Consider the following 16,394-nt stretch of genomic DNA (forward strand, 5'->3'; position numbering starts at 1 on the left):
AGACAGGCGATGACATCACGGGCGCTGGATTCGATCATGGAACGGGCGGAGCAGATCCGCGAGCTCGGCCCCGTCAACGAGACCCTCGGCAAGCTGGACGACAAGGCCGCGCAGGCGCTCCGCGAGGCGGGCGTGATCCGGCTGCTGCAGCCGCGGGCGCACGGCGGCCTCGAGGTGCACCCGCGCGAGTTCGCCGAGACCGTGATGGGCATCTCCGCGCTGGACGGCTCCACCGGCTGGGTCGCCGGGATCGTCGGCGTCCACCCGTGGGAGATGGCGTACGCCGACCCGAAGGTCCGCGCGGAGGTCTGGGCCGACGACCCGGACGTGTGGATCGCCTCCCCGTACGCGCCGATGGGCGTGGCCCGCCCGGTGGACGGCGGCTACGTGTTCAACGGCCGCTGGCAGTTCTCGTCCGGCACCGACCACTGCGACTGGATCTTCCTCGGCGGGATGCTCGGCGACGCGGACGGCAAGGTCGCGCAACCGCCCCGCTCCCTCCACCTGATCCTGCCGCGCTCCGACTACGAGATCGTCGAGGACTCGTGGGACGTCGCCGGGCTGAAGGGCACCGGCAGCAAGGACGTCATCGTCAGGGACGCGTTCGTCCCCGCCTACCGGACGCTCGAATACACCAAGGTCGTGGACGGTTCCGCGGCCCGCGAGGCGGGGCTGACGAACCCGTCCTACCTGATGCCGTTCTCCTGCGTGTTCCCGCTCGGCATCACCTCCGCCGTCATCGGCATCGCGGAGGGCGCGCTGCACCACCACATGGCCTACCAGCGCAACCGCGTCCAGATCACCGGCACGAAGATCAAGGACGACCCGTACGTGCTGTACGCGATCAGCGAGGCGGCGGAGGAGATCAAGGCGTCCAGGACCGCGCTGCTGGACAACTGCTCGCGCGTCTACGACCAGGTCTCCGCCGGTCACGAGCCGACGTTCGCCGAGCGCGCCGCGGGCCGCCGCACGCAGGTGCGCGCGGCGTGGCGGGCGGTGCAGGCGATGAACGAGATCGTCGTCCGGTCGGGCGGGAACGCGATGCGCAGCGACAACCCGATCCAGCGGTTCTGGCGGGACGCGCACGTCGGCCTCGCCCACGCGATCCACGTCCCCGGGGCGGTCTACCACGTCTCCGCCCTCACCGACCTGGACATCGAGCCGCCGCAGGGCCCCATGCGCTCGATGATCTGACCCGAACGAGGAAGAAGGGACCGAGGACTATGACGCAGATCCGAGGGCTGGGGTATCTGAAGGTCCAGACCCGCCACGTCGAGCGCTGGCGCGAGTTCGCCCTCGACGGGCTCGGCTTCGCCGAGGGCGGCGGGCCCGACCCGGACGGCCTGTACCTGCGCATGGACGAGCGCCGGTCGCGCCTCGCGGTGCTGCCCGGCGACAGCGACAAGGTGCTGGCGGTGGGCTGGGAGGTCCGCGACCAGTACGCGCTCGCCGCCGTCCGCGAGGCCGTCGAGAAGGCCGGGACGGCGGTCACGGCGCTGACGCCGGACGAGGCGGCGGAGCGCGACGCCGAAGAGGTCATCGCGTTCACCGACCCGGGCGGCACCCCGGTCGAGGTGTTCTTCGGACCGGTCCTCGACCACAGCCCGCTGCGCACCGGCTTCGCGCAGAAGTTCGTCACCGGCGCGATGGGCATGGGCCACGTCGTGCTGCCCACCCCGAACTTCGCCGAGACCGTGACCTTCTACAACGAGGTCCTCGGGTTCCTGCCGCGCGGCGCGATGAAGGTCGGCGGCGGCAAGGTCCGGATCCGGTTCATGGGCGTCAACCAGCGGCACCACAGCCTCGCGATCTGCCCGGCCCCGCACGACGGCGACCCGGGGCTCGTCCACCTGATGGTGGAGGTCGACTCGCTGGACGCGGTCGGCGTCGCGCTCGACGCCGTCACGGCGAAGGGCTTCTCGATCTCCTCGACGCTCGGCCGCCACACCAACGACAAGATGGTCTCGTTCTACGTCCGGGCGCCCGGCGGCTGGGACGTCGAGTACGGCTGCGAGGGCATGCTCGTGGACGAGACGCACTACACCGCCGAAGAGATCACCAAGGACAGCTACTGGGGCCACGACTGGTCGGGCTCGGAGCCGCTGGCCGCCTTCGTCCCGCCCGGGAAGTGACGTGAGCGACCGTTCCGTCGAGCCTTTCGCGGCACGCGACATCGGCGGTTTCGACCACGAGTGCGACGTGCTGGTCGTCGGGTTCGGGTGCGCGGGCGCGGCGGCGGCGTTCGAGGCGGCGCGGGCGGGCGCGGACGTCGTCGTCCTGGAGCGGGCGAGCGGTCCCGGCGGCTCGTCGGCGCAGTCCGGCGGCGAGCTGTATCTGGGCGGCGGCACCGAGATCCAGAAGGCGTGCGGCTTCGACGACGACCCGGACGCCATGTACGCCTACCTGGAGGCGGCGCTCGGCCCGAACGCCGACACCGCGAAGCTGCGGCTGTACTGCGACGGGAGCGTCGAGCACTTCGAGTGGTTCCGGGACCGCGGCGTGCCGTTCAACCCGACCTTCTACGACGCGCCGACGTGGATGCCCATGTCCGAGGACGGGCTGATGTGGCTGGGGGAGAACTCCTGGCCGTACAACACGATCGCCAAGCCCGTCCCGCGCGGGCACCGTCCGGCGGCGGGCGGGTTCGGCGGCGGCGTCCTGATGGAGAAGCTGTCGGCCGCCGCGACTGAGGCGGGAGCCGTCACGCACACCGACACCGTGGCGACGAACCTCGTCCTGGACGACGGGGGACGCGTCGCCGGAGTCGTCGCCCGCAAGTACGGCGAGACGGTCACCTACCGCGCCCGCACGGCGGTGATCCTCACGACCGGCGGGTTCGTCGACAACGAGAAGATGCTCGCCGACCACGCGCCGGTGCTGCTCGGGCACGGCAAGGTCAGCGACGGGCTCGACGACGGCTCCGGCATCCGGATGGCGACCGCGATCGGCGCCGCCACCCGGCGGATGTCGGTCGTGGAGATCGCGCTCACCGCGCTGCCCGCGATGGTGTGCCGCGGCATGCTCGTGGACGGTCTCGGCCGCCGCTTCCTCAACGAGGACGTGTACCCGGGCCACTGGAGCGTCCACGCCGTGAGGCACCAGCCCGGCCCCTACTGGACGATCATCGACGAGGAGGGGTTCGAGGACGTCCCCGAGGCGGACCGCTGGGGCCTGCGCCCCAGGCACGTCACCGAGACGCTCGCCGAACTGGAGGAATCGCTCGGCATGCCCGCCGGTTCCCTGGAGGCGACGGTCGAGACCTACAACCGGCACGCCGCCAAGGGCGAGGACCCGTACTTCCACAAAGACCCGAAATGGTTGCGGCCCTTGAAATCGCCGTTCGCGGCGATCGACCCGCGCGCCGGGTTCTTCGGCGGCACCGGTGCGGGCACGGGGACCGGCGCGGCCGGGTTCACGCTCGGCGGGCTGCACACGACCGTGGACGGCGAAGTCCTGAACAACTCGGGCGTCCCGGTGCCCGGCCTGTACGCGGCGGGGCGGGCCGCGTCCGGCATGCACGGCGACGGCTACGTCAGCGGGACGTCCCTGGGCGACGGCACGTTCTTCGGCCGCCGCGCCGGGCGCGCCGCCGCCTCCCAGAAAGGAACCAGATGAAGTACGCCGTCCTGCTGCCCGTGGCCGCGGGCGTCACCGCCGATCCCGCGTGGATCGGCGCGTTCGTCCAGCACGCCGAGGACTGCGGTTTCGAGTCGGTCAGCGCGGTGGAGCACACGGTGGTGGCGAGCGGCTATTCGAGCGTCTACCCCTACGACAGGTCGGGGCGGATGGAGCTGGCCGACGACACCGACATCCCCGACCCCCTCGACCTGCTGGCGTTCCTCGCGGGCCGGACGACCCGGATCGGCCTCGCCACCGGCGTGCTCGTCCTGCCCAACCACCATCCCGTGGTGCTCGCCAAGCGGCTCGCGACCGTCGACGCCCTCTCCGGCGGACGGCTGCGCCTGGTCGTCGGCATGGGCTGGATGCGGGAGGAGGTCGAGACGTGCGGCGCGGACTTCGACTCGCGCGGCCGCCGCGGCGACGAGCAGCTCCGGGTCCTGCGGAAGCTGTGGGCCGGCACCGCGCCGGAGGGCGCCTCACACGACGGCGAGTTCTTCCAGTTCAAGGGTGCGATGAGCTACCCGAAGCCCGTCCAGGAGGGCGGCGTCCCCGTGCACGTCGGCGGCCACACGAAGGCCGCCGCGCGCCGCGCGGGCCGCTACGGCGACGGCCTCCAGCCGCTGGGCGTAGCCGGGGACGAGCTCCGCGGCCTGGTCGCGCTGATGCGCGAGGAGGCCGAGAGGAACGGGCGCGACCCGTCCGTCCTCGAACTCACCCTCGGGCACTCGCTGCAGGCGGTCACGCCCGAGAGGGCGGAGAAGCTGGCGGCGCTGGGCGCGGGGCGTCTCGTCCTGGGCGGGAACGTGAGCAAGGACCTGAACGAGGCGCGCGACGAACTCTCCGCCTGCGCCGAGCGTCTGGGGCTCTCATGACGCTCGGCGTCGTCGACCGGCTCGCCCTCGCCGACCTGGTCGCCCGGTACGCCCTCCACGCCGACCGTCGCGAGATCGACGCGATGGCGGCCCTGTTCACCGGCGACGCCGTGCTCATGCTGCCCGACGCGCCGAGGCGTCTCGACCCGGTCCGCACCTTCACCGGACGCGAGGAGATCGCCGCCTCGTTCGCCGCGCTGGACGGCGCCCCCGTCACGTTCCACGCCCTGGCGGGCCAGGTGTTCGACGCGGGCCCCGAGCCCGGCACCGCCACCGGCCAGGTCGCCTGCGTCGCCCACCACGTCAGCGAGCGCGAGCCCGGCAAGGCGGCCGACCTCGTCTGGCACACCCGCTACACCGACTCCTACCGGCTGGACGGCGGCGCCTGGCGCATCGCCCGCCGCGAACTCCGGATCGACACGGTCGAGACCCGGCCCGTCCGGAGGTGGCGGGATGCGGGCTGACGCGGCCCGGGTCAGCGTGGTCACCGGCGGGGCGCTCGGCATCGGCGGCGCGATCTCCCGCCGCCTGGCCGCGGCGGGCGACCTCGTGATCCTCAACGACCTCGACGCGGACGCCGCCGCCCGCGCCCGCCGCGGCATCGAGGCGGCGGGCGGCCGGTGCGCCACGGTGATCGGCGACATCGTCGAGGACGGCACCGTCGAAGCCGTGCGGGCCGCGGCCCTGGAACACGGCCGGGTGGACGTCCTGGTCAACAACGTCGGAGACTTCCGTCCGGCCGCGCCGTCGTTCCAGGACAGCACGCCCGAGCAGTGGCAGCGCCTCTACGAGCTGAACCTCCTGCACGTCTTCAAGCTCACCCACGCCCTGCTCCCGACGATGATCGAGCAGCGCGCGGGCTGCGTCGTGAACAACTCGACGGTCGAGGCGTTCCGCGGCATCCCGCAGCATCCGGTGTACTCGGCGTTCAACGCGGGCGTGTCCGCGTTCACCCGCAGCCTCGCCGTCGCCGTCGGACGGCACGGCGTCCGCGTCAACGCCATCGCCCCCGACCTCGCGAACACCGAGCAGACCCCGGCCGAGTGGATGCGGCGCGGCTACGACGACGGCCTGGAGCACACCTGGGCGCCGCTCGCCCGGTTCGGCGAACCCGACGACTACGCGGCGGTCGTGGCGTTCCTCGCGTCCGACGACGCCCGTTTCGTCACCGGCCACACGATCCCGGTGGACGGCGGCACCCTCGCCGCGTCCGGCTGGTTCGTCCGCGCCGACGACCAGGGCTGGACGAACCGCCCCCACCGCGCCTAGCGCGTCACGCCTCGTGGCAGGCGACGTGGTGGTCGCCGGCGAGCCGCCGCAGCTTCGGCTCCTCCGCCGCGCAGCGCTCCGTCGCGAGGGGGCAGCGGGTGCGGAAGCGGCAGCCGCTCGGCGGGTTCAGCGGCGACGGAGGCTCGGAGATCTCCCCGGCGCGGAAGGCGCCGTCCTGGCCGGCGGTCCTGTCCGGGCGCGCCTCCGGCACCGACTCCAGCAGGAGCCGCGTGTAGGGGTGGCGCGCCGCGCCCGCCAGTTCCCCGGACGGGACGACCTCGCACACCTTCCCGAGATACATCACCATGATCCGGTCGCTGATGTTCTTCACCACCGCCAGGTCGTGCGCGATGAAGATCATGCTGAGGCCGAGCCGCTCCCGGGTGGCCTCCAGCAGGTTCAGGATCTGCGCCTGCACCGACACGTCCAGGCTGGACACCGGCTCGTCGCAGATCAGCACGCGCGGGTCGAGCATCAGCGCGCGGGCGATGCAGACGCGCTGGCACTGCCCGCCGGACAGCTCGTGCGGCCGCCGGTCCCAGACGGTCGCCGGGTCGAGCCCGACCGCCGCCAGCGCCGCCTCGATCGTCGCGCGCGGCGGCCGGTCGCCCCACACCGAGGGGCCCTCCGCGACGAGATCGGCGACCTTGCGGCGCGGGTTCAGCGCGGCGACCGGGTTCTGCAGGATCATCTGCATCCGCTTCCGCTCGGCGCGCAGCGCGGCGGGCGCGAGGCCGGTCAGCTCCGTGCCCGCCAGCCGGACCGAGCCGGCCGTCGGCGGCGGGAGCTGCATCACCGCGCGTCCCGCGCTCGACTTCCCGCAGCCCGACTCGCCGAGGATGCCGAGCGTCTCGCCGTCCAGCAGGTCGAAGCCGATCCCGGAGACCGCGTGCACCTTCCGGCCCCGTCCCGCCGGGAACTCGACGACGAGGTCCTCGACGGCGAGCAGGCGGTCGCCGGACCGCAGATGCGTGGTGCCGGTGCCGGCCATCAGACGCCTCCCTGGACGGGGTGGTGGCAGGCGACCGCGCGGCCGTCCGCCATGACGAGCGGCGGCGCCGCCGTCGCGCACTCGGCCGTCGCGTACCGGCAGCGGGGCGCGTAGCGGCAGCCCGGCGGGGGCGCGGCCATGTCCGGCGGCGCGCCGTCGATCGCCTGGAGCGGCGAGTGCGGCGGGTCGCCCAGCCGCGGGACGGACGCGAGCAGCGCCTCGGTGTACGGGTGCCGCGGCCCGGCGAACAGGACGGACGCCGGGGCCAGCTCCGCGAGCCGTCCCGCGTACATCACCGCGACCCGGTCGGCCCGTCCCGCCACGACCGCGAGGTTGTGGCTGATCAGGACGATGGCCGTGCCCAGCTCCGACTGGAGCCCGCCGAGCAGGTCGAGGATCTGCTTCTGCACGGTGACGTCCAGCGCCGTCGTCGGCTCGTCCGCGATGAGCAGCGACGGCTCCCCGGCGAGCGCGACGGCGATCACCACCCGCTGCCGCATGCCGCCGGACAGCTCGTGCGGGTACTGGCGCAGGCGGCGGCGCGGCTCCGGGATGCCGACCAGGCGGAGCAGCTCCTCGGCGCGGTCGCGGGCGGCGGCGCGGGACAGGCCGCGCAGGCCCTCGGTCAGATGGCGGCCGATCCGCTTCACCGGGTTGAGCGCGGTCGCCGGGTCCTGGAACACCATGCCGACGTCCGTCCGCCACAGCGCGCGGCGCCCGGCGGCGGTCAGCCCGTGGACGTCCTTGCCGTTCAGGACGACCCGCCCCGACACGGTCATCGACGGCCCGGACGTGTACAGGCCCATCACCGTCCGGCCGAGCACCGACTTGCCCGAGCCGGACTCGCCGACGATGCCGAACATCTCGCCGGGGCCGACGGTGAACGACACCCCGTCGACGGCCTTGAGCGGCCCGCGGCCGGTGCGGATCTCGGTGTGCAGGTCCTCGACGGCGAGGAGGGTCTCGGTCATGTCTGCTCCCTGGGGCCTAGAGCTTCGCCTGCCGGGGGTCCCACCGCTTGCGGGCCTTCTCGCCGATGAGGTTGAACGCGAACACGGTCAGGAAGAGGGTGACGCCGGGCACGAGCACGATGTGCGGGTGCTGGGCGAACGCGTCGTTCTCCTCGCCCTCGGCGATCATGTTGCCCCAGGACGGCGCGGGCGGCTGGACGCCGAGGCCGAGGAAGCTCAGCGACGCCTCCGCGACGATCAGCACCGACACCATCACCATCCCGTAGGACGCGAGCGGCAGCACGACGTTCGGCAGCAGCTCCCGGGTCATGATCCGCCACCTGGACGCGCCCATCGCCTCCGCCGCCACCACGAACTCGCGCCGCGCGAACGCCAGCGTGCTCGCCCGCGCCATCCGGATCATGCCGGGGATCGCGAGCAGCGACAGCGCCACCGCGATGTTGCGCAGGGTCGGCTCCAGCACGGTGCCGAGCGCGATCAGCAGGATCAGCGGCGGGACGGCCAGCAGCGCGTTCGTCAGCACGCCGACCGCGGCGTCGGCGCCGCGCCGCAGGTAGCCGGCGACGATGCCGATCGTCCCGCCGACGGCCATCCCGATCGCGACCGCGCCGAGCGACACCACGAGCGACGACCGGGCCCCGTGGACGACGCGCGACAGCAGGTCCAGCCCGAAGTTGTTGGTGCCGAGCGGATGCGAGGTCGACAGGTCGGGGACGGCCATCCCCGGATCGCCGATCGTCGCGACGATGTCCTGGTGCTCGCCGAGCGGCAGCACCGGCGCCGCGACTGCCGCGCCGACCAGCGCGACGAGCCAGCCGGCGCAGAGCCAGAACATCAGGTCGAAGGAGTCGCCGGACAGGGCGCGTCCGGTCGCGTTCAGGCCGAGGTAGGCGGCGGCGAGGCCGGCGGCGAGCGCGGCGGCCTGCGTCCAGCCGTTCCCGTTGGCGAGGACGGTCACCGACAGCCCGGTCACGGCGAGCCCTGCGGCGGCGAGCCCCGGCCCCCACCAGCGCGCATCGGGCGGGGACAGGGCCGAGGGGAGGGAGAGGTCAGACATGGGCCCGCCTGATCCGCGGGTCGAGACGGCCGTAGGACAGGTCGATCACCGCGTTCACCAGCACGTAGATCAGCGCGATCACCAGCACCGCGCCCTGCACCGTCGGCACGTCGCCCTGGTCCGCCGCGCCGATGATCAGCGTGCCCATGCCGGGCAGCGCGAACAGGTACTCCACGATCACCGTGCTGCCGATGAGCCGGCCCAGGCTGATCCCCATCAGCGTGATCAGGGAGAAGGACGACGGGCGCAGCGCGTCCCGCAGCAGCACGTGCACCGGGGTCATGCCCTTCGCCTTCGCCGCCAGGATGAAGTCCTCCTGCAGCGTGGTGATCAGGTCGCTGCGCAGCACCCGGGTGAACGTCGCCGTCTCCATCAGCGCGATCGTCAGCGCCGGGAGGAACGCGTGGTAGAGGTTGCCGCCGAGCCCGTCGCCGAGCCGCGCCCACTCCAGCCGCGGGAACCAGCCGAGCCGCTCGGCGAACAGCGCGATGAGCAGCATGCCCGCGAGGAAGCTCGGCACCGACAGCACGCCGAACGTCGCGGCGCTCACGACCCGGTCGACCAGCCCGCCGGACCGGTACGCCGACCACATCGCCAGCGGCGCCGCCGCCGCCAGCGCCATGATCATCGCGAGCACGGCCAGCTCCGCGCTGACCGGCAGCGCCGCCGCGACCCGTCCGGCCACGTCCCCGTACGGCGGGACGAACGACTCGCCGAGATCGCCGGTCAGCGCGTCCGCCACCCAGTTCCCGTACCGGACGGGCAGCGCGTCGGTCAGGCCCATCGCCTCGCGCTTCGCCGCGTACTCCGCGGGCGCGTGCCCCTCGCCGAGCACGACCACCGCCGGGTCGCCCGGCATCAGGTCCACCAGCGCGAACGTGCCCATGCTGACGATCAGCAGGACGAGCGCCAGCTCGACCAGCCGCCGCACCAGATCACGCGCCATGCCGTCCTCTCACTTTCCGGGGGCCGTCTCACTTTCCGGGGGCCGTCCACGCGTCGTCGAGCAGGACGATGCTGTTGACAGTCCCGACGACGCCGTGCACGGTGTCCCGCCAGGCGGCCAGTTCGGGCTGCGGTCCGAACACCAGCGCGGGGACGTCCTCGTTCCACTGCCGCTGGACGCGTCCCATCACCGCGCGCTGCCGCTCCGCCGTCCCGGCGCCGCGCAGCTCCTCGATCAGCGCGGACATCCGCGGCGTCGTCGCCATCGCGACCGTCAGGTCGCCCTTGGCGTGCAGCGTCGCGTACATGCGGCCGAACGGCCCGGCCTCGCGCCAGCTGATGCCCCAGCCCGCCACGTCGTAACTCTTGCGGACCGACACCTTCGTGATCTGGTCGGCGATCGAGCGGACGAGGTCCAGCTCGACGTCGAAGCCGACGTTCTCCAGCATCGCCTTGTCGGCGAGCGCGGTCGTCCGGGACGCGGGGTCCTGCGCGTCCAGCCAGGTGACCTTGCCGTCGTAGCCGTCCGCCTTCGCCTGCCTGAGCAGCTCGCGGGCCTTGCCCGGGTCGTAGGGGAGCGGTTCGACGCCGGTGTGCCATTGAGAGAACTCGGGGAACAGGGCGTTGCTCGCGAGGCCCGTCCCCGGATAGGCGCGCTGGTAGACCACCTCGGGCTGGATCGCGTGGTGCATCGCCTTGCGGACCCGCGGGTCCGCGCCCGGATGCCCCGGCCGGGCGTTGATCGCCGCGACGTTGCCGAGCGCGACCATGTTCAGGTAGCCGCTGTGCCCCGCCTTCAGCGCCTTCTGGACGACGACCGGGTCGCGGAGGAACGCCGCCTGGATCCGCCTGCTGTTCAGCGTGTCCAGCGCCGCGTTCGGGTCGTCGACGTAGACCAGCCGGATGCGGTCCAGGTGCGGCTTCCCGCCCCAGTACCCGGCGCGGGCCGTCAGGACGGTCTCCTCCTTCGGCCGGTAGCGCTCGAAGGCGAACGCGCCCGCGCCGACCGGCCTGAACTTCCCGCCCATGTCGGACGACTTCGCGACGATCATCCCGGGCCCGGTGGCGAGCAGGTACGGGAACGTCGGCCACGTGTGCGCGAGCCGGAACACGACGGTCCGCGCGGACGGCGTCTCGACGGCCGTGACGTTGTCCTTCCAGAGCGCCGCCTCGTCCGCGCCCTTCCGCACGTAGCGTTCGATGCTCCACTTCACGGCCTGCGCGTCGAGCGGCGTGCCGTCGCTGAACGTCACGCCGTCTCGGAGCGTGAGCGTGAAGGCGGTGGAGTCGGCGTTCGCCTTCAGGTCCTTCGCGAGCTGCGGACGCAGGCCGCCTGTCGTCCCGTCCCAGCGCATGAGGACGTCGTAGACGGCGGCCATCTCCACGCCGCCGGTCGAGCCCGCGACGATCGTCTCGGCGGGGTCGAGCAGCGCGGCCTCGGCGAACATCGCGAACGTCAGCGTGCCGCCCTTGACCGGGGCGCCGCCCCCGTTCGCGCCGCCGACCATGCCGACCTTGTACTCGGCGGGCGGCCCCGCGGGCGGCCCGGCGGACGCGCCCGCGCCGCCGTTCTCGCTCTGCCACGCGCACGCCGCCGTCATCGCCGCGACGGCGACGACCGCGCCGACCCGGCGGAGGCTCCCGGAAACCTGCACGACCCTCCCTGTGCCGGTGCTGCTTGTGACTCAGGCCGGAACGAGGCAAACAGCACGGGCCGGATCGGGCGGGGGCCGGTCTCGGTGAGTGGGATGCGGCGGATGCGCGCCGCGCCGGTGGCGCGACGTTGTCTCCGGGAGGGATGCATGCGAGACGACAAGACCGCCGTGCTGGACGACGACCGCCCGGCCCGCGACGCCGCGTTCGCCGAACTGGTCGCCGCCCGCGCCGGCGACGACCGGACCGGCCTCTGCTTCGAGGACCGCTCCTGGACGTGGCGCGAGGTCGTCGCCGAGGCACGGCGGCGCGCCGGACTGGTCCGGGACCTCCCCGGGCACGTCGGCCTGTTCCTGGAGAACGGCTCCGAGCACCTGTTCTGGATCCTCGGCGCGGCGCTCGCGGGCGTCCCGCTCGTCGAGCTGAACCCGACGCGGCGCGGCGCCGAACTGGCGCGCGACATCGCCCACACCGACTGCGCGCTCCTGGTGACGGAGACGTCGCGTGCGCCGCTGCTGGACGGGCTGACGGACGTCCCGTCCCTGACCGTCGACACGCCCGCCTACGCCGGACGCCTTGCCGCCGCCCGCCCGCTGCCCCCGGTCCCCGTCGCCCCGGAGGCGATCTTCTCGCTGGTGTTCACGTCGGGCACGACGTCCGCGCCGAAGGCGGTGATCTGCACGCAGGGCAGGCTGGGCCGGATCGCCGTCCAGCAGCGCGACCGGCGCGGCCTCACCCGCGACGACGTGTTCTACGTCGTCATGCCGATGTTCCACTCGAACGCGCTGATGGCCGGGATCGCCCCCGCCGTCGCGACCGGCGGCCGACTGGTGCTGCGGCGCGGGTTCTCCGCGTCCGGGTTCCTGCCGGACGTCCGCCGCCACGGCGTGACGTTCTTCAACTACGTCGGCAAGCCGCTGAACTACATCCTCGCCGTCCCCGAGAAGCCGGACGATGCCGACAACCCGCTGCGCATCGCGTTCGGCAACGAGGGCGCCGACCGCGACATCGAGGCGTTCGCCCGCCGCTTCGGCTGCACCGTCATCGACTCCTACGGGTCGAGCGAGGGCGAGATCCGGATCGTCCGCGTCCCCGGCACGCCGCCCGGCTCCCTCGGCCTCGCCGACGAGGGCGCGGCGGTCGTCGACCCGGAGACCCTCCGGGAATGCCCGCGCGCCGAGTTCGACGAGCACGGCCGCCTGCTCAACGCCGACGACGCCATCGGCGAGATCGTCGACAGGCTCGGCGCCGCGAAGTTCGAGGGCTACTACAACAATCCCGAGGCGACGGCGAAGCGCGTCCGCAACGGCTGGGTCTGGTCCGGGGACCTCGCCTACCGCGACGCGGACGGCTACTGGTACTTCGCGGGCCGCGACGACGACTGGCTGCGCGTCGACGGCGAGAACTTCGCGGCGGTCCCCGTCGAACGCCTCCTCGCCCGCTTCGACGCCTTCGCCGAGGTCGCCGTCTACGCCGTCCCGGACGAGCACGTCGGCGACCAGGTGATGGCGGCCGCCGCGCTCGCCCCGGGCCGCGCGTTCGACCCGTCCGCCTTCACCGCCTTCCTCGCCGCCCAACCCGACCTCGGCACCAAATGGACGCCGAAGTACGTCCGCATCGTCCGGGAACTGCCCCGCACCCCGACCAACAAGGTCATCAAGCGCACCCTCCGCGGCGAGGCCTGCAACACCCCGGACCCCGTCTACGAACACCGCGCCGGCACCTACACGCTCACCTGACCCTCAGCACAGACGTCTCATCAGCAGCGATGGACGACGGGCTCCCCCTTCGCCCGCTCGAGCCGCCGAAGGCCTTGCTCCAGCCGCTCCGCGCCCCTCCGGTACTCCATGTCCCGGCGCAGGGCCAGGGCGTGCCGGTAGTGGTTCATGGCCTCCAGGGGCCGTTCCGAGTTCAGGAAGACGTCTCCCATCAGACCTATGAGCCTGCCCTCCATCAGCCGGTATCCGGCCGATCGTGCGAGGCTCAGCGCCCGCCGGCACTGGTCGAGGGCCTCCCGGCACCGGCCGTCCTTCATCAGCACCGACGCGAGCCCGGCCCGCGCGAAGCACTCCCCCCGGCGGAACCCCACCATCATGGAGATGGTGAGGGCGCGGTCGAAGCAGGAGCGGGCGTCGTCCAGGCGGTCGAGGGAGACGAAGGTCTCGGCGATGGTGTTGAGGCACTCGGCGGCGATCCGGCGGTCTCCCGACTCGCTGATCAGCGTCCGCGCCTCGCAGGCGGTCTCCAGCGCCTTGGAATCCTCCCCCGCGTCGGCGTAGGCGCCGCTGAGCCCCGACAGGGCCAGCGCCACCCCGGGGACGAACCCGGCCTGCCTGCTGGACGTCATCGCCTCCACGAGGTGCTCCATCGCGTCGTCGGGGCGTCCGAGGTCCCGGTAGCCGACGCTGAGGTGGTTGAGGATCAGCGCCTGGGGGAAGACCGAGCGGGCGTCCCGCACGACGTTCAGGGCCTTGTTCCAGACGTCGATCGAGACCTGGAGCCTGCCGCGGTCGTGTTCGAGCCGGCCGATCCCCAGGTAGACCATCGCCACGCCGTAATCGTCGCCCGCGCGCCGCCGGACGGCGAGGGCCTCGGCGAAGTCGCGGTTCGCCGCGGCGAGCCGCCCGGCGGTCCAGTGCAGCAGCCCGCGGCCGTAGAGCGCCGCGGCCTCGTGCTCGTCGTCCCCGCTGGACGCGGCGGCCGCGATGGCGGCGCCGTAGTGGTCGCGGGCCTCCGCGTCGTGGCCGAGGCCCGCGTGGGCGTCGGCGACGCAAAGGTTCATCGCCGTCTGCGCCTTGTCGCCGCTGTGGCCCTTCGCGGCGCGGAGACCGATCAGGGACGCCTCCAGCCATTCGAAGCCCTCGGGACGGAGCCAGCAGAATCCGCGGACCGCGTCGGCGAGATTCCAGGCGGCGCTCGGCGGATCGCAATGCGCGGCCGACTGGATCGCGGCGAACAGATTGGCGCGTTCTCCTTCGAACCAGGCGAATGCATCGGCTTGGTCCACGAAATGCGGACCGTTCCGGGACGGGTCGGAAGGCGCCTCCCCGCGGCCGACCTGCTCGGAATCCGCGGACTCCTGCGCGGCGACGGGGAAGCGGTGAACCCGTGCCGCCGCCAAAGCCGAACGCGTATGGGACTCGAACAAACGCCCCAAGGCGGCCCGGTGTTCTTCCGGACGATCCTCCTTATTGGCCCGGTCGGCGGCATAGGCGCGAAGGAGATCATGCAGGAAATAGCGGCGCGGCCCTTTCCAGTTCACCAGGTGCGCCGCCGTGAGTTCGTCCATCGCCAGTTCCGTGACGGCCTCCGTCCGTTCGATGAGCGCGGATACGGTCGCCGCCGAGAAATCGGCTCCCGGGGCTATCCCGAGAAGCCGGAAGACGCGCTTGGCCTCCGCCGAGAGATTTCGATAGGAAAGGTCGATGGTGGCCTTGACCGCGGCCTGCTCGTCGCCGGATACCGAGAGGGCGGCGAGACGGCCGTTGCCGGCCAGCTCCTGGGCGAGCGTCGACAGCGTGGTCGTCGGGTGGTGGTCGGCGTTGGCCGCGACGATGCACAGGGCCAGCGGGAGCCGCGCGCACCTCCGCGCCAGTTCCTTCGCGGCCAGCGGCTCGGCCGACACGCGGTCCGGGCCGACGAGCTTGCGGAGCAGGGCGAGTGAGTCGTCCTCGGACAGCACGTCCAGCGCGAGCCGCTCCGCGCCGTACCGGACCGACAGCCCGGCCAGCCTGTTCCTGCTGGTCACCAGGGCGAGGCAGTCGCGGCCGCCGGGTAGCAGCGGCTGGATCTGCTCCGCCGAGCTCGCGTCGTCCAGGACGATGAGCATCCGCTGCCCGGCGAGCAGCGACCGGAACAGGCCGACCTGGAGGTCGATGTCGGAGGGGATCTCCTGCGGCGCCACCCCGAGGACCCGCAGGAACCGGGAGAGCACCTCGGCCGTGTCCACGGGCTCCCGGTGCCGGTCGTGGGCGCGGAGGTTCACGTAGAGCTGGCCGTCCGGGAAGCGGCCGACCAGGCTGTGCGCCCAGCGGACGGCGAGCGCGCTCTTGCCCACGCCGGGCGGCCCGCTGATCACGCAGATCGGCATGCCGCCGGTCCGCCGGTCGACGCCGGCCGTCATCGCGTCGAGCCGGTCCAGCTCGGCCGTCCGCCCGACGAAGCTCGGGATGTCGCCGGGGAGCTGGGCGGGGGTGACGCGCGCCATCGCGGGCGGTGCGGGCGGCGGCGCGGGCGGGGCCAGCGACGCGTCGCGCCGCAGTATGTGCTGGTGGAGTTCCTGCAGCCCGGGGCTCGGATCCACGCCGAGTTCCGCGGCGAGGAGGCGGTGCGTGTCGCGGTAGACGGCCAGGGCCTCCGCCTGGCGGCCCGACCGGTAGAGGGCGAGCATGTGGGCGGCGCGCAGCCGTTCCCGCAGCGGATGCTGGGCGACGAGGGCCTTCAGATCCGCGAGGAGCGCGGCGTGTTCGCCCAGGTCGAGCCGCACCTCCAGGTAGTCCTCCAAGGCGACGAGCCGGCGCTCGCCGAGCAGTTCGCGCTGACCGTCCAGCAACGGGCTCGTCAACCCCATGCAGAACGGCCCCCGGTACAGGTCCAGGGCCTTCTTCAGGGCGACCGCTGCCTTGCGCGACTCGCCGGCGGCGCGGGCCTTGCCGGCGGTCGTCAGAAAATTCTCGAATATGGTGAGATCAAGATGATCGTGTGGTACGCGCAGGATGTATCCGGCGGTGGTCGTCTCCAACGCGGCGGCGGACAACGATTTGCGAAGTCCCGAGATGTATTTCTGGATGAGGTTTCCGGCATAGGTGGGCGTGCTCTCTCCCCAGGTCCAGTCGATGAGCTCAGAGCTCGCCACCGGCTGATTCGCCCTGAGTAACAGCGCCGCGAGAACGGTGCGCTGCCGAGCGGGTCCCAGATCGAGCTGATGTGCTCCCCGCCGCGCGGTCAGCGGCCCGAGCACGGCAAACCCCACCCCGTTTGATTCGATCATGATAGGCAAGTCCCATCTGCGGGGT

General features: G+C 72.7%; 13 protein-coding genes. 7 read left to right on the plus strand and 6 right to left on the minus strand.

What is annotated here, in order from left to right; all coding sequences use genetic code 11:
• Nucleotides 1–9: 9 nt before the first annotated feature.
• From ACH35V_RS08035 to ACH35V_RS08060, 6 genes are read left to right on the plus strand one after another with little or no spacing between them, the layout of a single operon-like run.
• The gene (locus ACH35V_RS08035) at nucleotides 10–1,194 is read left to right on the plus strand and encodes an acyl-CoA dehydrogenase family protein (protein ID WP_395970968.1); all 1,185 of its coding nucleotides are present in this window, start codon (nucleotides 10–12) and stop codon (nucleotides 1,192–1,194) included.
• A gap of 29 nt (nucleotides 1,195–1,223) precedes the next feature.
• Nucleotides 1,224–2,132, plus strand: a complete 909-nt coding sequence (locus tag ACH35V_RS08040) for a VOC family protein (RefSeq protein WP_395970969.1) — start codon at nucleotides 1,224–1,226, stop codon at nucleotides 2,130–2,132.
• A gap of 1 nt (nucleotide 2,133) precedes the next feature.
• Nucleotides 2,134–3,615: an FAD-dependent oxidoreductase gene (locus tag ACH35V_RS08045; protein WP_395970970.1), complete on the plus strand. Its 1,482-nt coding sequence runs from the start codon at nucleotides 2,134–2,136 to the stop codon at nucleotides 3,613–3,615.
• Nucleotides 3,612–4,493 (plus strand): LLM class F420-dependent oxidoreductase, encoded by an 882-nt coding sequence (locus ACH35V_RS08050; protein ID WP_395970971.1) that lies wholly within the window; start codon nucleotides 3,612–3,614, stop codon nucleotides 4,491–4,493. The genes ACH35V_RS08045 and ACH35V_RS08050 overlap by 4 nt, the downstream gene beginning before the upstream one ends.
• The gene (locus ACH35V_RS08055; protein ID WP_395970972.1) at nucleotides 4,490–4,957 is read left to right on the plus strand and encodes a nuclear transport factor 2 family protein; all 468 of its coding nucleotides are present in this window, start codon (nucleotides 4,490–4,492) and stop codon (nucleotides 4,955–4,957) included. The genes ACH35V_RS08050 and ACH35V_RS08055 overlap by 4 nt, the downstream gene beginning before the upstream one ends.
• A complete protein-coding gene (locus ACH35V_RS08060) occupies nucleotides 4,947–5,762 on the plus strand; it encodes an SDR family NAD(P)-dependent oxidoreductase (RefSeq protein ID WP_395970973.1) in 816 nt (271 codons plus the stop codon). The genes ACH35V_RS08055 and ACH35V_RS08060 overlap by 11 nt, the downstream gene beginning before the upstream one ends.
• A 4-nt stretch (nucleotides 5,763–5,766) precedes the next feature.
• Here the strand turns inward: ACH35V_RS08060 and ACH35V_RS08065 are convergent, their stop codons facing one another.
• The 5 genes from ACH35V_RS08065 to ACH35V_RS08085 are packed head-to-tail and all read right to left on the minus strand — an operon-like array spanning nucleotide 5,767 to nucleotide 11,381.
• A complete protein-coding gene (locus ACH35V_RS08065; RefSeq protein WP_395970974.1) occupies nucleotides 5,767–6,753 on the minus strand; it encodes an ABC transporter ATP-binding protein in 987 nt (328 codons plus the stop codon).
• A complete protein-coding gene (locus ACH35V_RS08070) occupies nucleotides 6,753–7,724 on the minus strand; it encodes an ABC transporter ATP-binding protein (protein WP_395970975.1) in 972 nt (323 codons plus the stop codon). The genes ACH35V_RS08065 and ACH35V_RS08070 overlap by 1 nt, the downstream gene beginning before the upstream one ends.
• Before the next feature lie 16 nt (nucleotides 7,725–7,740).
• Nucleotides 7,741–8,781 carry an ABC transporter permease gene (locus ACH35V_RS08075; protein ID WP_395970976.1) on the minus strand — a complete coding sequence of 347 codons (1,041 nt, stop codon included), beginning with the start codon at nucleotides 8,779–8,781 and terminating at the stop codon, nucleotides 7,741–7,743.
• The gene (locus ACH35V_RS08080; protein ID WP_395970977.1) at nucleotides 8,774–9,727 is read right to left on the minus strand and encodes an ABC transporter permease; all 954 of its coding nucleotides are present in this window, start codon (nucleotides 9,725–9,727) and stop codon (nucleotides 8,774–8,776) included. The genes ACH35V_RS08075 and ACH35V_RS08080 overlap by 8 nt, the downstream gene beginning before the upstream one ends.
• Before the next feature lie 28 nt (nucleotides 9,728–9,755).
• Nucleotides 9,756–11,381 carry an ABC transporter substrate-binding protein gene (locus ACH35V_RS08085; protein WP_395970978.1) on the minus strand — a complete coding sequence of 542 codons (1,626 nt, stop codon included), beginning with the start codon at nucleotides 11,379–11,381 and terminating at the stop codon, nucleotides 9,756–9,758.
• A gap of 147 nt (nucleotides 11,382–11,528) precedes the next feature.
• Here ACH35V_RS08085 and ACH35V_RS08090 point away from each other — a divergent pair, with 147 nt between their 5' ends.
• Complete coding sequence (locus ACH35V_RS08090) at nucleotides 11,529–13,118, plus strand: AMP-binding protein (protein WP_395970979.1); 1,590 nt, start codon at nucleotides 11,529–11,531, stop codon at nucleotides 13,116–13,118.
• Nucleotides 13,119–13,138: 20 nt separating this feature from the next.
• Here the strand turns inward: ACH35V_RS08090 and ACH35V_RS08095 are convergent, their stop codons facing one another.
• Nucleotides 13,139–16,234 carry a BTAD domain-containing putative transcriptional regulator gene (locus tag ACH35V_RS08095; protein WP_395970980.1) on the minus strand — a complete coding sequence of 1,032 codons (3,096 nt, stop codon included), beginning with the start codon at nucleotides 16,232–16,234 and terminating at the stop codon, nucleotides 13,139–13,141.
• Nucleotides 16,235–16,394 lie beyond the last annotated feature (160 nt).

This window comes from Actinomadura sp. 1N219, from assembly GCF_044326405.1.
GTDB lineage: Bacteria > Actinomycetota > Actinomycetes > Streptosporangiales > Streptosporangiaceae > Spirillospora.

Bases quoted from the DNA above. Each gene is read 5' to 3' on its own strand.
- ACH35V_RS08035 (WP_395970968.1), top strand. From the start codon at position 10: ATGACATCACGGGCGCTGGATTCGATCATGGAACGGGCGGAGCAGATC.
- ACH35V_RS08040 (WP_395970969.1), top strand. From the start codon at position 1,224: ATGACGCAGATCCGAGGGCTGGGGTATCTGAAGGTCCAGACCCGCCAC.
- ACH35V_RS08050 (WP_395970971.1), top strand. From the start codon at position 3,612: ATGAAGTACGCCGTCCTGCTGCCCGTGGCCGCGGGCGTCACCGCCGAT.
- ACH35V_RS08055 (WP_395970972.1), top strand. From the start codon at position 4,490: ATGACGCTCGGCGTCGTCGACCGGCTCGCCCTCGCCGACCTGGTCGCC.
- ACH35V_RS08060 (WP_395970973.1), top strand. From the start codon at position 4,947: ATGCGGGCTGACGCGGCCCGGGTCAGCGTGGTCACCGGCGGGGCGCTC.
- ACH35V_RS08065 (WP_395970974.1), bottom strand. From the start codon at position 6,753: ATGGCCGGCACCGGCACCACGCATCTGCGGTCCGGCGACCGCCTGCTC.
- ACH35V_RS08070 (WP_395970975.1), bottom strand. From the start codon at position 7,724: ATGACCGAGACCCTCCTCGCCGTCGAGGACCTGCACACCGAGATCCGC.
- ACH35V_RS08075 (WP_395970976.1), bottom strand. From the start codon at position 8,781: ATGTCTGACCTCTCCCTCCCCTCGGCCCTGTCCCCGCCCGATGCGCGC.
- ACH35V_RS08080 (WP_395970977.1), bottom strand. From the start codon at position 9,727: ATGGCGCGTGATCTGGTGCGGCGGCTGGTCGAGCTGGCGCTCGTCCTG.
- ACH35V_RS08090 (WP_395970979.1), top strand. From the start codon at position 11,529: ATGCGAGACGACAAGACCGCCGTGCTGGACGACGACCGCCCGGCCCGC.